Genomic DNA, 16,125 nt, shown 5'->3' on the forward strand with positions numbered 1-16,125 from the left:
AAGGCATTTCATCTAATTATAATGGAAATACCTGTACAAGTCAAGAATTTCAGTTTGAATTTATCTTTTAATATTTCCCTGCAGCTTGGCAGAACCTATGAGGATTCACTGCAATATTACATTTGTCACTTGAACCTGTGACATGACACACTTCAAATGACAGGATACATGGAATACAATACCAATCAGTAAATCATTTACTCAATCTAGCAGCCGAAGGAGAAAGGCATGAAAGTATTTTTAAAGTATGTACTAAAAAGCATGACAGAAAAGAAAGGACGGTTTTTACTGCTGCTCATCGCAATATCCATCAGTACCGCATTGTTAGTTGCCAGTACCGGGATGATGGACATTATTTTAGATACCTTGGCCGGTCCTCAACTGGAATCCTACGAAAACAAAGAAATCCTTATTACCTCTACGGATAAAAGCCAGCCCTTTTATTCCGATAAGGGTTTGAAGCTTCAGGGCATCCAAAAAGACAGTATCATAAAAGAGCTCTATGTTAACGGTATGATGCCCGATAAAACAGGTACTGACGATGAAGCAATGCTGAATATCACGGTAATCGGAAGAGAACAAAAGTATATTACCGGTTATAAGCTAATTGAGGGCAGCCTTTCCGGTTTCTTTCATAATTCCTGTATCATCTCAGAAAGAACAGCCGCAAAGCATAACTTAAAGACAGGTGATACCCTTGAGCTGGTCATTGCCGGCAAAACAGAACAGTTTCAGATTACAGCCATCAGTGCTCCTTCCGGTGTATTTTATAATGATAAAAAAGATTCCTTTAGCGTGATTCTTCCTTATGAATATCTAAGCAAGGATTTTAATGCCACAGGAAAGTATAATCTCATTCTGGCCCTTTCCTCCGGTAAGACAGTACAGGACGGCATTGACCAGTTTAACAAAGGGAACTCCTCCTTTACGGCAGATAAGCTATTTGATGAAGCAGCCGTAAAAGAACAGTTTGCCGGTATGGAATCCATATTGTATGTCATGCTGATAATCGTGGTAGTAATGAGCTCTATCATTATTTACAGCTCCTTTAAACTTATTATTACTGAGAGGCTGTCTGCCATAGGCACTTTTCTAAGCCAGGGGGCTACTGCCGGTAAGGTAAAATTCATTCTGTATATGGAAAGCCTTCTGTATGGCATTTGCGGTGCCATATTAGGCTGCTTGCTGGGCGTAGTATCTTTACACATTATAACCCGCATGATATCGCCGCTAAAAGATTACGGCATTTACGGAGCGGTGACTATCGAACCTGCTTATCTGATAAAAGGATGCTTATTCGCGGTAATCCTATCCTTCCTGTCCGTAATCATACCGGTACACAGAATATCACGTCTACAGGTAAAAGACGTTATCCTGAACGATGTAAGAATCCTTAAGACCATTGGTTGGAAGAAATTCATATGCGGAAGCTTCCTGCTCCTTTTATCTTTGATTCTTTTTATCACCTTAAAAAGCAAATTAGGCGGCTTCTCGGCAGTAGTATTAATTGCCTCCCTGACGGGTGTCATACTGGCCTATCCCAAATTAATCGACATCTTATCAAGAGGCTTGTATCACTTATTAAAAGGAAAAAGCAGAAATCTGATTTATGCCATAAACAATCTGCGTACTTCAAAGATTCTGCTTGGAAATATAACCCTGATCATCATTTCCCTTGCTTCCATTATTACTATTTCCTCTTTGGGCTCCAGTATGATTCGTGTTGTGACCCAGGCCTATACCCAACTGGATTTTGATGTTGAGTTGAGCAATATATCCACCTTAAGAGGGAATGAAAAGGAATCGACTGCGGATTATATGGTAAATAAGTTAAAAAGTATGGGTATCAGCGAGAAGGATATTAATCTGATCAACAATCAACAAGGCACCATTGGTAATACCGCATCTGCCAATGATATCAGCCTTAATATTATCGGCACAAACATTGATACCTACACGGAATATAACCGTTATTTAAAGCTGGACAGTAAAGACTACAGCAATTACATTTCTGACTTTAATAAGGATACTAACGGAATTATTCTTACCACCGCATTAGAAAAAAAATTAAAGAATAAAGTTGGGGATACCATTGAACTTACCTGCAACGGCATCAAAAAATCCGTTAAAATATCCGGTATTGTAGATGGCAGACTATTTAATAACGGATACTTCATCCTTATAAAATTAGACACCTTAAAGGAACTTTACGGAATCAATTCCGCAAATACTATTACCTTTCGAAGCGATACAGCCCCCCGGGAGGCAGTGAAAACGCTAAAACCCACGCTTCGGAAAGTTGGTGCCTCAGCCATCACCAGGGATGAGATGTGTGATAATAACGTAGAAAATAACAAGATGATGGTGAAAGCTCTCAGTATTTTTTCCTATATGGCAATCATTATTGCAGCTCTTGGCATTGTAAACAATGTATCCATAAGCTTTTTACAAAGAAAAGGGGAATTTGCTGTCTTGTCTTCTATCGGAATGGAAAATGCCGGACGAACCAGGATTTTATTCTATGAGTCCATTGCTTCCGTAACCTGGGCCATGGTTATTACATCGGTATACAGCATATTCGGACTTAAATTAATATCCGGCCTGTCAAAATCAATTGGTATGCCCCTGTCCATAACGCTGGATTATTCGTCACTGCCCCTTATATATGCTGTCTCGCTGGTTATTGTTTTATTTGCTACCCTGCCCATTCTCATAAGAAGCAGAAAGCTATCTGTCATCCAGGAAATTAAGTATGAATAGACCATTACAACATGAAAATCATTACAAACAGGAGGTCAATCCAATGAAGGCAATTGAAGTGAATGGATTAAATAAAAAATTTATAACCGGGAAAGAAGAAGCCCATATTCTGAAAAATCTCACGTTCAGTGTAGAGCAGGGTGAATTTGTTTCCATAATGGGGCCCTCAGGAAGCGGTAAATCAACCCTGTTATACCTGTTGGGAGGCTTGGATAAACCAAGCAGCGGAACAATTAAACTAGACGGTAAGGATCTTAGTTCCTTTAAAAAGAAAGCAATGAGCAAATTAAGAAGAACAAAAATAGGCTTTGTATTTCAATTCTATAATTTAGTACAGAATCTGAATGTCGAGGATAACATCCTGCTTCCAATCATCCTCGACGGTAAAAATCCCAAGCAATATGAAAAGAAGCTTAAGGAAATTCTGGAAGTCATCGGCCTGGCTGACAAAAGAAAATTGACCCCACGGGAATTATCCGGCGGGCAGCAGCAAAGAGTTGCAATTGCCAGGGCTTTGATTGCAGAACCGGACATTATTTTCCTAGACGAACCCATCGGTAACCTGGACTCTAAAACCGGAAAAGAGATTATGGAATTATTCCGTACGATTAATGTGACCTATAAAAAGACATTAATTCAGGTAACCCATTCGAACAATGCCGCTTTGTATGGTACCTCTATTATCCGCTTAGTGGATGGAGAAATAGTTGAACACAGTGAAATCGCTTTAGCCGCAATGGATTCCTCCTGCCCGGCATAGCAGTTCCCTTTACCTTTGGAAGAATCAGCATTTACTGCTCCGACCCCTGGTGCGTGATTGCTGTTCTCAATATATTATTTCCTGCTTCCTGTCATTGCGTGGAAGCTGTCATCACACCAAAAAGTCCGGCTGGTTTTGCCGGACTTTTTGGGGCTATCTCCTATTATGGATTTTTACAACCTTTCATATGATATTTCAAGTAATATAGACTAATTATCCTCCAAATAATATAGACTAATTTTCACAAAAATAATATAGACAAATTTTCACCACTTCTTGCATGGCACACCAGCAAATGGTATACTTTATATATCTGTTGTTTTATATTTACTTTATATCCTGCAGATAGAATCAAACAATTGAAGGAGAAGAAAAATGGCTCTGGACGGATTTGTAGTCGCCAATGTCGTTTCGGAATTAAAGGATAAATTAATAGATGGAAGAATTTCTAAGATATCCCAGCCAGAAAAGGACGAATTGGTATTAACCATAAAAAGAGGAAAAGACAGTTACAAGCTTTATTTATCAGCAAATGCAAGCCTGCCGTTAATTTACCTGACGGAGGAATCCAAGCAGAACCCAATGGTGGCACCGGGGTTTTGCATGCTTTTACGGAAGCATTTAAACAATGCCAGAATTCTGGATATCTTCCAGCCTGGCCTGGAACGCATTATCCGTATTAAAATCGAACATTTAAATGAAATGGGTGACTTATGTATAAAGTACCTCATAATTGAAATCATGGGAAAGCACAGCAACATTATCTTCTGCGATGAGGAAGATATCATAGTGGACAGTATCAAGCGAATCTCCCATATGGTAAGCTCTGTCAGGGAAGTCCTTCCGGGAAGGCCGTACAAAATTGCACAGACCGGTGAGAAGTCAGATCCCCTTACTATTACCCTGGATGAATTCAAGGCCTCTGTACTGAATAAGCCGCTGCCTTTGGAAAAAGCTATCTATTCGGCTCTTACAGGCTTTAGCCCTCTCATGGCTACGGAACTGGTCCACCGCTCCTCTCTGGGTTCTGCCCCCTCTGCCAATGCACTGACAGAGGAAGAAGGCCTGCACTTATTCCGTAACTTTGAACATATGAGGGAGGATTTGATAAATTCCAGATTTTCTCCCAATATTGTCTTTGATGGTAAGGAACCGGTGGAATTTTCCTGCTTCTCCTTAAGCTGTTATAAAGACCTTGAAGTGTACGGTGAGGATTCCATTTCAAAGATTCTGGAAACCTTCTATTCCTCCAAGAATACTGTATCCAGAATCCGTCAGAAATCCACGGACCTTCGCAAGATTATTACAAACGCAATGGAAAGAGCCGTAAAGAAATATGACTTGCAGCTTAAGCAGTTAAAGGATACGGACAAAAGGGATAAATACAGGATATACGGTGAACTGATTAATACTTATGGCTATCAGGTGGAGTCAGGAGCAAAGTCCTTTCAGGCTCTTAATTATTACACCAATGAAGAAATCACCATTCCTTTGGATGAAACCCTTACTCCTGCCGAAAATGCCAAGCGTTATTTTGAAAAATATAATAAATTAAAGCGGACTTATGAAGCTCTTACCAAGCTTTTGGAAGAAACAAAGGCGGACATCGAGCATCTGGATTCTATTAAAACCTCTTTGGATATGGCCCTTGCAGAGGAAGACCTTGCTGCCTTAAAGGAAGAGCTCATGGAGTTTGGCTATATGAAGCGTAAGTTCTCAAAAGCTCCCGGCAGCAAAAGCGGCGGAAAAGTCAAGGCTGCCAAGAAAATCACCAGCAAGCCCTTTCACTATATTTCCTCTGACGGCTTCCATATGTATGTAGGAAAAAACAACTACCAGAATGACGAATTAACCTTTAAATTTGCCACCGGTGGAGATTGGTGGTTCCATTCCAAGAAAATCCCGGGTTCCCATGTTATCGTAAAAGCCAATGGCACTCCCCTGCCTGACCGTACTTTTGAGGAAGCCGCCGGCCTTGCTGCCTACTACTCAAAGGGCCGTGAAAATGACAAGGTAGAAATCGACTATACAGAGAAAAAAAATGTTAAAAAGCCCGGCGGAGCCAAGCCTGGATTCGTCGTATACTATACAAACTTTTCAATGGTAGCAGCCCCTAGCATTGACGGGCTTAAAAGCGCAGAATAAAGAAGCATTTTATGATTAGAGCAGTAATATCCCCAGGCTACAATACCTGGGGACTTTTACTATGTGCAAAAGAATAAATGTTCTGGTATTATAATCTCATGAAATTATCTTATAAAAACACCCCGAGGATGCTTCATGAATTAATTATTTGACGGAATTATCAGCCCTATAATGACCAAAATAAATCCAACATATAACCCATAGGTTAATATCCCTTGGATGTAGTCACTTAGGCTAAATAAACTACCTATATAAAAGAATCCCCCTATTATCATTAGAGCAAATCCTAAAATAATTATCTTAATTTTTCCATCCATATTAACCATATCTCCTTTGTTCGCTCAAGTATATTATACAAATAATACCATACTTAAAAGGTTATCACAACAAACAGGCACGTCCTATATATCAGATGTACCTGTCTGCTGATTCATACTTTCGCCTCTCTCTGTTCACAAACTTTTCAATAACCTGTCATATCCAGTACATATATGAACAGTATACTAAATTCATCGCGTAAAACAAGGTTCCCCACCTTGCTAACATAAAACTTTTTTTCATAAATTGGCCAGTAGGATAACCTGCTGGCCTCTCCTCTTTCTAAGGTTTATTTTCATTCTTTATGGGCTAATGACACGCCAGGCTGAAATATACTTTCCAGAGTTGTCCTGACTTTCCTTGCTGCTTCATCACATTTTGCACCAGTGGTCAATTCCTTTATCCTACTGTTAGCCATTCCATCTATATTGATTTCATGAACATCTTGATTAATAGCTTTTTCCAGACTGAATTCTTGATTAATAGCTTTTTTCCAGACTGAATAAAAGTCGATGCAGCGCTTAAGTTTATCTTCCATGATTGACTACTTAATTTTGTGTACAAAAAACTACCAACTGATGTTGATAGTTGGCAGCTGTGAATTATACTTCTTATTCAAAATTATGCACATTTATTATTTAAAAGATATATACCGTTCCAGTTTCTGAAAACACGAGATCATCTGAATCAATGTAATCGGCAATGTCTGTCCAATTATTAATATCGTGTTCAGAACTTCCATTATTTATGTTTTCTTCAGGATAATCCATAATTTCCAGATATTCTTTTATGATTTTTCCATTCTTAATTCAATAAATTCCCCGGAAATGTCTGCATCATTATAACCGGCTACAATCAAATTTTCACTATGGGCAAATTCCAGCCATGTATTTGCTGGTATAGAAAAGTATGAGCCCGAAATATCTTCAAATATTGTCCAGCCATTCTTCTCATATGCATACAGAACACTGCCTTTCCAGTTACCCTGATTATTTAAAGATACCTGTACAATTTTATCTGATGTGGTTTCAACTTTTTCTATAAAAGGTTTCCCCCCCATTTCTTTGCATAACCTTTTTACTGCCTCTCCTTCTGGAAGTTTAATCCTAAAATAACTGGGGTTCATATCTCATACCTCCGAATAATATACTGATTAAATTTAATATGTTTATAATACACCATTTTCTGCCAGCTATCAATATACGACAATTTATCTCAAGTTTATTCATCTGTTCTCATACAGTTATATTTACAGTAGTATCTTGAATATTAAAACCCGGCTGAAATTTTAGAGATGCACAAAACTATCATACCAATATGTTGCTAGTCGATCAGTTACTTGCTTAACTATGTACTCATATACAAAATTACCTATTAAGTTTCCACTCGCATCGTTCTCTAAATAATATTTTTAAACATCACTAAATTCAAATTCTTTTCCACGCTCCATAGTGCTATACTTTTTAGCCTGAAACCATCCTTATTAAGATTAATATGGGTTACTTTTTGTAAATCAATTATACTACTACTCATTATGCATCCCTCCTATAATAAAGGACACGCCCTAACTGACGTGTCCTTAAAAAACTATTACTTTTTAGGCGGTATTACTAATCCAGCAATAATTAATATAAACCCAATATACAAACTATTAATTAATGTAATTTGAATACGAGGTAAATCTACTTTACTTGCTGATCCAGCTATATATATGAATCCTCCTAATAACATTAGTGCAAATCCTAAAATAATTATCTTAATGTTTCGATTCATACTACTACCTTATATCCAATTTATCTTGAATAGTATATCTATCTCTGGATACTGATGTGCCAACACTAATTCCCCACGGGTAACTAACAGAAAAATCACCTATAGAGGAGTGTACATCATCATATTCACCAAACGCAGAACATATGGTGTCAGATGCATGTTTCTTTGTCGCTGTAAAAGATATTACTCCCTCCGTATTAGCTAACTCAGTGGTGCCAGAACCATAATAGTATGAATAACTGAATCCAATAGAATTGGCAGTAGTCGCTTGTATAGTTAGATTTCCTGCGTTAGTACTAAATTGCATTTTCTTTCTCATATATTATTCCTCCTAAGTTATTTTTTATTACTGCAGCATACATATAATAACATTAAGTACTTTTTTTGTAAATGACTATTGCAATAGTATAAACAGAAAAATGTTCCATCCGTTTACTTCGCTATACAGGTATGAGAATAAGTGAAATCCTGGCTTTACATACAAGTAATATTGATTTAAAATGAAAAGTAATAAATGAAACGCTTAAAGTTGATGAAATATATGATTTTTATAGTTAGTCAAAAGTCAGCCAACCTTAAACAAAAAATGCCTGATGTATTGTAAATACACCAACTTAGGAGGAAACTTATGATTAGAGCAGATTACCATGTACATTCCGAATTTTCCAGTGACTCGTCCACTCCTATGGAGGATATGATAGAAAAAGCAATTGAGCTTGGACTTGAAAGGATTTGTTTTACCGACCATATGGACTATGACTTTCCGGTTACTTCTACCTATACCTTTGTCTTCGAGCCGGAGGATTATTTTCGAAAACTTGCGGAGTTAAAAGGTAAATATGAAGGTAAAATAAAAATACTAAGAGGCATTGAGCTGGGACTCCAGCCCCATCTGGGTCAACGCTACCAGCAGCTGGTAAATGAGTATCCTTTTGATTTTATGATTGGCTCCACCCATTTGGTCAGGAAGCTGGACCCTTACCTTTCTGAATACTGGGACGGCCGCTCAAAGGAAGAAGGAGTACGTATGTACTTTGAAGAGATAACACAGAATCTTATAACAAATCCCTGCTTTCTTATAAATGGGCATTTAGATTACATGATACGCTATGCCCCCGACACAAACAAGGATTTTACTTATGAGAAATATGCTGAATCCATAGATACCATGCTGCAGACTATTATCGATCATGGCAAAGGTATTGAGGTCAACACCTCCGGCTTTAAATACGGCCTGTCCGTGCCCCATCCTCATACGGATATCCTAAAGCGCTACAGGGAGCTTGGCGGAGAGCTGATAACAATAGGCTCCGATGCACATAAGCCAGAGCATCTTGCCTTTGACTTTGACCGGGCAGAAAAACTCCTGCTGGAGCTGGGCTTCCGTTATTATGCTGTTTATGAAGAACAAAAACCTATCCTCCTGCCGCTTGGAAAATAAGCTGATAACTTTGCTATTTGCTTTGCCTGCAAAATCTTCAGCACCTGAGTATCTATTATCAGTAAAGCCGGTGTAATAAAATAAAAAGCCATGACACTTTTTAAGTGAAATGGCTTTCTTTCTTATATCTGATTAATTAATATTAAGGACATCAAGCTGTTTGGATTGTTTTACAGGACTCAATCATATTAATTATGACCTTATAATAGTACCGCCTCCCAGCACATAATCCCCATCGTAAAATACCACTGCCTGTCCGGGTGTTACAGCTCTTTGTGGTTCTTTAAATATACATTCTATAAGGTCTGCTCCTGTCTTTCGAATAACAGCCCTGGTGCCTCTGTGATTATACCTTATCTTAACATCCACTTCCATTTCACCCTCTAAATCTTCTACGGACATGAAATTAAGATTATTGGCATAAAGTTTGTCAGAAAAGACCTCGTCTCCTGTGCCTATTACTACTTCATTGGTATCCGGGCGGATATCTACTACAAATACAGGATATCCTAATGCAAGGTTTAAGCCCTTACGCTGGCCGATAGTATAATGGATAATTCCCTGGTGCCTTCCAATAACTTTTCCATCCATCGTCACAAAGTTACCTGCCTTGGCTTCCTCTCCTGTGTATTCCTCAATGAATTTAGCATAATCCTTATCGGGAATAAAACAGATTTCCTGGCTGTCCGGTTTGGAGGCAATTCTTAGATTGATTTTTTTAGCAATCTCTCTTATCTCCGTCTTATTATAATCTCCCACAGGCATCAGGGTATGGGACAGTTGATGCTGAGTCAGATTATATAAAGCATAGGTTTGGTCTTTTTCTACTGTTACGGACTTTTGAAGGGTATACCTTCCATTCTCCAGCTGCACAACCTTAGCATAATGTCCCGTTGCAATATAATCAGCGCCAATATCCATGGACCTCTTTAAAAGGGATTCCCATTTAACATACCTGTTACAGGCAATACAGGGATTAGGTGTATTACCACTTTGGTATTCCTTTACAAAATAATCCATGACAGCGCATTTAAATTCCTGTTTAAAATTCATTACATAGTAGGGAATCTCAAGGGCAAAAGCAACTCTTCTGGCATCTTCCACAGCACTTAAGCCACAGCAGCCGCCGCTTTCTTCCTGTATGGTTCTTTCCTCGTCCTGCCATATCTGCATAGTAACCCCGATAACATCATATCCGGCTTCTTTCAGCAGATAAGCAGTAACAGAGGAATCCACACCTCCTGACATCCCGACTACTACTTTCTTCTTGTCCAAACTAATCCTCCTAGCTCCAACAGCAATAAATATCTTCTAGCAGATATTTATTTTCAATTTAGTACTCTTCCGTTACTTCCTCTTCTCCGATATCGGACTTCGGTTTTTCCAGACCATCAATCACAATGTTGTTCTTTTCCGCATAATCCCAGAGTGCTGCATGAATTGCCTCCTCTGCCAGTAAGGAACAGTGAACCTTAACGGCAGGAAGTCCATCCAGGGCATCCATAACTGCTTTATTGGTTATCTTAAGTGCTTCATTGATGTTCTTTCCTTTTACCAATTCGGTTGCCATACTGCTGGTTGCTACTGCGGCACCGCACCCGAAGGTTTTGAATTTAACATCATTTATGATTCCTTCCTCATCAATATCCAGATAGATACGCATGATATCACCGCATTTTGCATTTCCTACGGTACCTACACCACTGGCATTTTCTATCTCTCCGACGTTTCGGGGATTTGTGAAATGATCCATTACTTTCTCGCTGTACATCTTAATTCCTCCGTTGTTTCCTGATGTCCGTGCTTTCAGTTCCTATTGCCAATCAGGATTTCTTCTAAATTTATATCGGTTTACTATATCCGTTTTTTCTCTGTATTTGTACCTTTTTTCCAACAGCTATCATAAAATATGCTTTTGCATTCAGGTAAATTATTTATGCCTGCTCTTACTGCCTGCTCATGCTCTTTACAAAATCTTCATAAAGAGGAGACATAGAACGGAGCTTTGTAACAATTTCCTTAATGGTATCCACTACATAATCCATCTCTTCCTTGGAATTATCATCGCCAAGGGTAAGACGTAAGGAGCCATGTGCGATTTCGTGAGGAAGTCCGATTGCCAATAGCACATGGGAAGGGTCCAGTGACCCGGAGGTACAGGCAGAACCGCTGGAAGCACAGATGTTCTGCATATCCAGCATAATCAGCAGGGATTCTCCTTCAATAAACTGAAAAGCAAAGTTTACATTGTTGGGCAATCTCCCGGTTCTGTGTCCGTTTAACCTGACATATGGGACTTCTTTTAATACTCTGTCAATCAGATAATCCCTTAATTCAATTTCCTTTTTCTGACGTTCCTCCATTGTATTCATGGCTATTTCTACTGCTTTGCCAAAGCCTACGATACCAGGCACATTTTCTGTTCCCGCACGTCTTTGCCTCTCCTGGGCTCCGCCGTGTACAAAGGATCTTAATTTAAGACCCTTCTTTATATATAAGAAACCAATACCCTTAGGACCGTTAAGCTTATGTCCGCTTGCGCTTAACATATCAATATTCATATCTTTCACATCAAGGCTTACCTGACCGAATGCCTGAACAGCATCCGTGTGGAAGAAAATGTTATTGGCTTTTGCGATTTCACCGATTTCCTTTATGGGCTGGATTGTTCCAATTTCGTTATTTGCTGCCATAATGGATATTAATATGGTAGTAGGCCTGATTGCCTTCTTTAATTCCTCCATTTTAACAACGCCGTATTCATCTACATCAAGATAAGTAACTTCAAATCCTCTTTTTTCCAGATATTCGCATGTATGAAGAATTGCATGGTGCTCAATTTTAGATGTGATAATGTGATTTCCCTTATCACTGTAAGCTTCCGCAGTTGCTTTAAGGGCCCAGTTATCAGACTCTGTTCCTCCTGCCGTAAAATAAATCTCATTGCTTTCGGCATTTAAAGCCTTGGCAATTGTATTTCTTGCCTCATCCACAGCTTTCTTATTCTGTGTGGCAAGTTCATAAACGCTGGAGGGGTTTCCATAATACTCTGTAAAATAAGGTAACATAGCCTCCACTACAGCAGGACGTGTCTTTGTTGTAGCTGCATTGTCCAAATAAATCTTCTTTTCCATCTGTGTCATCTCCTAAATTGATTGAAATCTTATTGCCCGCATGAAGGCTTAATACGGGTTTCCTTGCTCTCAGACGTATTTTCATTTGTAATACGCCTGCCCTCTTCCAGCAGTTCCGAGAGGAGCATAGTATCCACCGTATTATTTATACTATCACTTATACGCATCCAGACATATTTTGTTACACATGAATTAGCTCCCGTACAGGTATTGCTGCTGCCTTCAATTTCTGCACAGTCTACGGGATTCAAATCTCCCTCAAGAGCTCTTAATATATCTCCCACCGAAATTTCCTCCGGCTTCTTTGCCAGAACATAACCGCCCTGGGCGCCACGGATGCTGTTTACTATTCCTGCCTTTTTTAACTTGGCAATCAACTGCTCCAGATAGCTGATCGAGATACCTTGTCTTTCCGAAACTGAGCTTAGTGCCACTGCTTCATCCGCACTATTTAAAGCCAGATCGACTACTGCCCTTAAACCATATCTTCCTTTCGTAGATAATTTCATTGTACCACCTCTCTATTAGCTACTGAAATTCCTACCATTTTATTTCCGAGTAAATTAGTGTACATTACAAAAATAATAGCATTGTGTATTTAAAAAGTCAATATACTTTACCTTCTATTTTAATTCTTTCTTGTTCGTCCAATGAATATATTAATATGAATCAATGGTTAATTAAAGGTTTGTCTAATTTATGTCAAAAAGCAAAAGTAATTTAATAAAGGGTACCCTAATCCTTACCTTAGCCGGGTTCCTCACCCGGATAGTCGGCTTCTTCTACCGCATCTTCCTGTCCAATGCAATGGGTGCCGAGGCTCTTGGTGTATATCAGCTTGTATTTCCTATCTACAGCATATGTTTTACTATATTTGCTTCCGGTATACAAACTGCCATATCCACTTTAGTAGCTAACGAACTGGGAAAACAGCGCTATACAGGAATTATGAAGGTATTAAGAAACGGAGGGCTGATATCTGTCAGCCTGGCACTGCTCCTTTCCTTTTTTACCTACCGTTATTCCTCCTTCCTTGCTGTACATATATTAAGGGAGCCGACTACTGCCTCCTCCCTTAGAATCCTTGCTATATGTTTTCCTTTTTGCGGTATCACTTCCTGCATCAATGGCTATTACTACGGACTGAAGAAAGCCGGAATCCCCGCAACTACCCAGCTCTTAGAGCAGGTTATAAGAGTTCTTGCCGTCTATTTTATTGCTGCTTCCGCCGGCGGGGGCAGCTTAAAGGTTACCTGTGACCTTGCGGTCCTTGGTATTGTATTCGGGGAAATAGCTTCACAGCTTTATAACGTTGGCTCCATGTTTCTTAATAAAACCTCCAGAAACATCCGTAATCTGTCCTCGTCCTTTGAAGCATTGAAGTCTTCCGGTCCCATGTCCATGAATACGAAGGGTGACGGTCTGACCAGGAGCCTGGTTAAAATGAGTATTCCGTTAACCGCTAACCGCTTACTGATCAGTATTCTTCATAGCATAGAAGCAATCCTGATTCCCGCCATGCTGAAAAAATACGGCTTAAGCAGTGAGGAAGCCTTAAGTATATTTGGTGTCCTGAGCGGCATGTCCCTGCCTTTTATCCTATTTCCCTCAGCCATCACCAATTCACTTTCGGTGCTCCTGCTGCCCACTATCTCCGAAGCCCAATCGGCCGGCCAAAACAGCCTGATTGAAAGGACCTCCGCTATCACTATAAAATACAGCCTGCTTATCGGCATATTAAGCACCGGTATCTTCATAACCTTCGGCAAGGAAATGGGGAATCTGGTATATCATAACAGCCTTTCCGGAGATTTCCTTGTCATATTGGCATGGCTGTGCCCTTTTCTTTATATCACTACAACACTGAACAGCATTATCAACGGCCTGGGACTTGTTCATCTGACCTTTGCAGGCACTGTACTTGGACTTATTGTAAGGATAGTTATTATTATTGCTCTCGTACCAATGCAGGGAATAAACGGTTATCTGTTAAGCCTTTTGGTAAGCCAGCTTATTATGACAATCTTTGGAGCTATCCTTGTAATCAAATATATCCATCCGCCCTTTCAGGCCATGGAGGTTATTGCAAAGCCCGGTATCATCGTTGCCCTGTGCAGCTTTCTAATCCATCAGTTTTATTTACAACTGCCTGCTGCCAGCCAAAGCTTAAAGTCCGTATTGCTGTTATGTGTATTAATACTTTGCGCCAGTATACTCCTGATGTATATGACTAAAATAATAAACTCAGAGGATTTTAAGTAAAAAGCTTGAAGCTGCACTTGCTAAGTATAAAGCTTGAAACTGTTCTTGCCCTCATCTTTTACGGAATAAAGTGCTTTATCCGCACAATTAATTAATTCCGTATAGGTGGTACCGTCTTCCGGATATACAGAAATCCCTATGCTTCCGGATACATATACCTCCTGCCCGTTCACCTCATAGGCAGTGCTGAGGGCTTCCCTGAGCAGGTTTGCTTTATCAATAATGCATTCCATGCTTTCCATATAGCCTAAGAAAACAATAAATTCATCACCGCCGATACGTCCGATAATCTCTCTTGAAAATATCCGCCTGATTTTATCTATAATAAACACCAGGATATTATCACCGATAAGATGTCCGTAGCTGTCATTTACACGCTTGAAATCATCTATGTCTATCATCATAAGTATGTGCTTTGAATTATTGTTGCGCTTTAAGTAATCATCTATGATTTCCTTTGTAGTAACTTTATTATAAACGCCAGTCAGCAAATCCCTCTTGGCTTTATATTCAAGCTTCTGCAATTCTTTTTTGTGCAAATCGATATTTACTACCTTGCCAATAACACTGATGGCCACTTTATTCTCGTCATAAATCGTCTTGCCTCTGATATGGCACCAGACCAGATCCTGATTTACATTTTTAATACGAAATTCTGCCTCAATCATTTCTTTTCCGCTTTTCAGAGTTCTTGCAAAAAGCTTAAGATCCTGAAAATCTTCCGGATGAACCATGTCTTTGTTATAGGCATCCACAGCTGAAAAATTCTCAATGACCGGGTCACGTCCATAAACCTCTTTGTACTTGTCCGCAAATATCATGATGTCGTCGTCGACCTTATATTCAAAAAGGATATCATTTGATATCTCAGCAGCAATCCTGTATCTTTCCTCCTCTAACATAAGCTTATCCTGCATATTCTTTAGATCGGTAACATCCAGCAGAACAGCTGAAAAAGCCTTTTCTCCTTCCCTGCCTAGAATGTAATTACCGTTAAGAAGGACATTGATAACATCTCCGCTGCGGGTAACCATACGCAATTCAATCTGCCGGTAAATACCATTTGAAAATTGTTCTTTCAGTCCCTTTATTTTCTCCTGGTCCTCCTTATAAACAAAATATAAGAAACAGTTATCATATTCCTTCTCGATTTCATACCGGTCATAGCCTGCTATTTCATAAAATTTTGGATTGGCATAAGTAATCCGGTACCCGGGCTCCAGACAAAAATTGAGAAAACCGGCATGAACACTTTTTGTGATATGGGCTAATTCCGTTGTAGCCTTCTTCACCTTGTTATTGCAAATTATACTGACGGTAAAGCTTACTATCAGTGATAGTAATAAAAGCAAAAACAGGAATAGCACACCTCCCATTTTTGCTGCCTCATCAAATACTTCATTATCCTTTACTGCCAGGTTTATTATAAGTAATACGCTTGCACATGCTGCCAGTCCGAGAGAGATTCCAATGGTATTATTCAGTCTGGGAATCCCTTTTTTCAGAATATTATCGGTATTAATCTCCTTCAT

15 protein-coding genes are annotated in these 16,125 nt (G+C 39.3%); 5 read left to right on the plus strand and 10 right to left on the minus strand.

Annotated features, from left to right (window positions below):
• The first annotated feature begins 228 nt into the window (after window positions 1-228).
• The 3 genes from BUB77_RS01915 (at window position 229) to BUB77_RS01925 (ending at window position 5,665) form a co-directional block, all read left to right on the plus strand.
• Window positions 229-2,760, plus strand: a complete 2,532-nt coding sequence (locus BUB77_RS01915) for an ABC transporter permease (protein WP_073272375.1) — start codon at window positions 229-231, stop codon at window positions 2,758-2,760.
• Window positions 2,761-2,803: 43 nt separating this feature from the next.
• Window positions 2,804-3,520, plus strand: coding sequence for an ABC transporter ATP-binding protein (locus BUB77_RS01920; RefSeq protein ID WP_073272377.1), 717 nt, complete (start codon window positions 2,804-2,806; stop codon window positions 3,518-3,520).
• A gap of 375 nt (window positions 3,521-3,895) precedes the next feature.
• On the plus strand, window positions 3,896-5,665 hold the full coding sequence (locus BUB77_RS01925) for an Rqc2 family fibronectin-binding protein (RefSeq protein WP_073272379.1): 1,770 nt from the start codon (window positions 3,896-3,898) through the stop codon (window positions 5,663-5,665).
• 140 nt (window positions 5,666-5,805) lie between these two features.
• Here the strand turns inward: BUB77_RS01925 and BUB77_RS29725 are convergent, their stop codons facing one another.
• The 5 genes from BUB77_RS29725 to BUB77_RS01945 form a co-directional block, all read right to left on the minus strand.
• Window positions 5,806-5,982: a hypothetical protein gene (locus tag BUB77_RS29725; RefSeq protein WP_170866556.1), complete on the minus strand. Its 177-nt coding sequence runs from the start codon at window positions 5,980-5,982 to the stop codon at window positions 5,806-5,808.
• Window positions 5,983-6,278: 296 nt separating this feature from the next.
• Window positions 6,279-6,521: a hypothetical protein gene (locus BUB77_RS01930; protein WP_073272381.1), complete on the minus strand. Its 243-nt coding sequence runs from the start codon at window positions 6,519-6,521 to the stop codon at window positions 6,279-6,281.
• A 249-nt stretch (window positions 6,522-6,770) separates the two neighbouring features.
• Entirely contained in the window at window positions 6,771-7,109 is a 339-nt protein-coding gene (locus BUB77_RS01935; protein WP_073272383.1) for a hypothetical protein, read from the minus strand.
• Window positions 7,110-7,381: 272 nt separating this feature from the next.
• The gene (locus BUB77_RS30645; protein WP_278277698.1) at window positions 7,382-7,516 is read right to left on the minus strand and encodes a hypothetical protein; all 135 of its coding nucleotides are present in this window, start codon (window positions 7,514-7,516) and stop codon (window positions 7,382-7,384) included.
• Between the two features lie 244 nt (window positions 7,517-7,760).
• On the minus strand, window positions 7,761-8,075 hold the full coding sequence (locus BUB77_RS01945) for a hypothetical protein (RefSeq protein ID WP_073272387.1): 315 nt from the start codon (window positions 8,073-8,075) through the stop codon (window positions 7,761-7,763).
• Window positions 8,076-8,384: 309 nt separating this feature from the next.
• Between BUB77_RS01945 and BUB77_RS01955 the strand changes: the two genes are divergently transcribed.
• The gene (locus BUB77_RS01955; protein ID WP_073272389.1) at window positions 8,385-9,197 is read left to right on the plus strand and encodes a histidinol-phosphatase HisJ family protein; all 813 of its coding nucleotides are present in this window, start codon (window positions 8,385-8,387) and stop codon (window positions 9,195-9,197) included.
• 192 nt (window positions 9,198-9,389) lie between these two features.
• Here BUB77_RS01955 and mnmA read toward each other — a convergent pair whose 3' ends face one another.
• From mnmA to BUB77_RS01975, 4 genes are all read right to left on the minus strand, one after another.
• A complete protein-coding gene (gene mnmA / locus BUB77_RS01960) occupies window positions 9,390-10,472 on the minus strand; it encodes a tRNA 2-thiouridine(34) synthase MnmA (RefSeq protein WP_073272390.1) in 1,083 nt (360 codons plus the stop codon).
• 58 nt (window positions 10,473-10,530) lie between these two features.
• A complete protein-coding gene (gene nifU, locus BUB77_RS01965) occupies window positions 10,531-10,968 on the minus strand; it encodes a Fe-S cluster assembly scaffold protein NifU (RefSeq protein WP_073272391.1) in 438 nt (145 codons plus the stop codon).
• 175 nt (window positions 10,969-11,143) lie between these two features.
• A complete protein-coding gene (nifS, locus tag BUB77_RS01970) occupies window positions 11,144-12,331 on the minus strand; it encodes a cysteine desulfurase NifS (RefSeq protein ID WP_073272392.1) in 1,188 nt (395 codons plus the stop codon).
• Between the two features lie 29 nt (window positions 12,332-12,360).
• The gene (locus BUB77_RS01975) at window positions 12,361-12,840 is read right to left on the minus strand and encodes an RrF2 family transcriptional regulator (protein WP_073272393.1); all 480 of its coding nucleotides are present in this window, start codon (window positions 12,838-12,840) and stop codon (window positions 12,361-12,363) included.
• A gap of 190 nt (window positions 12,841-13,030) precedes the next feature.
• Between BUB77_RS01975 and BUB77_RS01980 the strand changes: the two genes are divergently transcribed.
• Window positions 13,031-14,593, plus strand: coding sequence for a putative polysaccharide biosynthesis protein (locus tag BUB77_RS01980; protein WP_073272395.1), 1,563 nt, complete (start codon window positions 13,031-13,033; stop codon window positions 14,591-14,593).
• Window positions 14,594-14,613: 20 nt separating this feature from the next.
• On the opposite strand, the gene BUB77_RS01985 is transcribed toward BUB77_RS01980, so the two are convergent.
• Window positions 14,614-16,125 (minus strand): sensor domain-containing diguanylate cyclase, encoded by a 1,512-nt coding sequence (locus BUB77_RS01985; protein ID WP_073272397.1) that lies wholly within the window; start codon window positions 16,123-16,125, stop codon window positions 14,614-14,616.

The sequence above is a fragment of the Anaerocolumna jejuensis DSM 15929 genome (assembly GCF_900142215.1).
Lineage (GTDB): Bacteria > Bacillota > Clostridia > Lachnospirales > Lachnospiraceae > Anaerocolumna > Anaerocolumna jejuensis.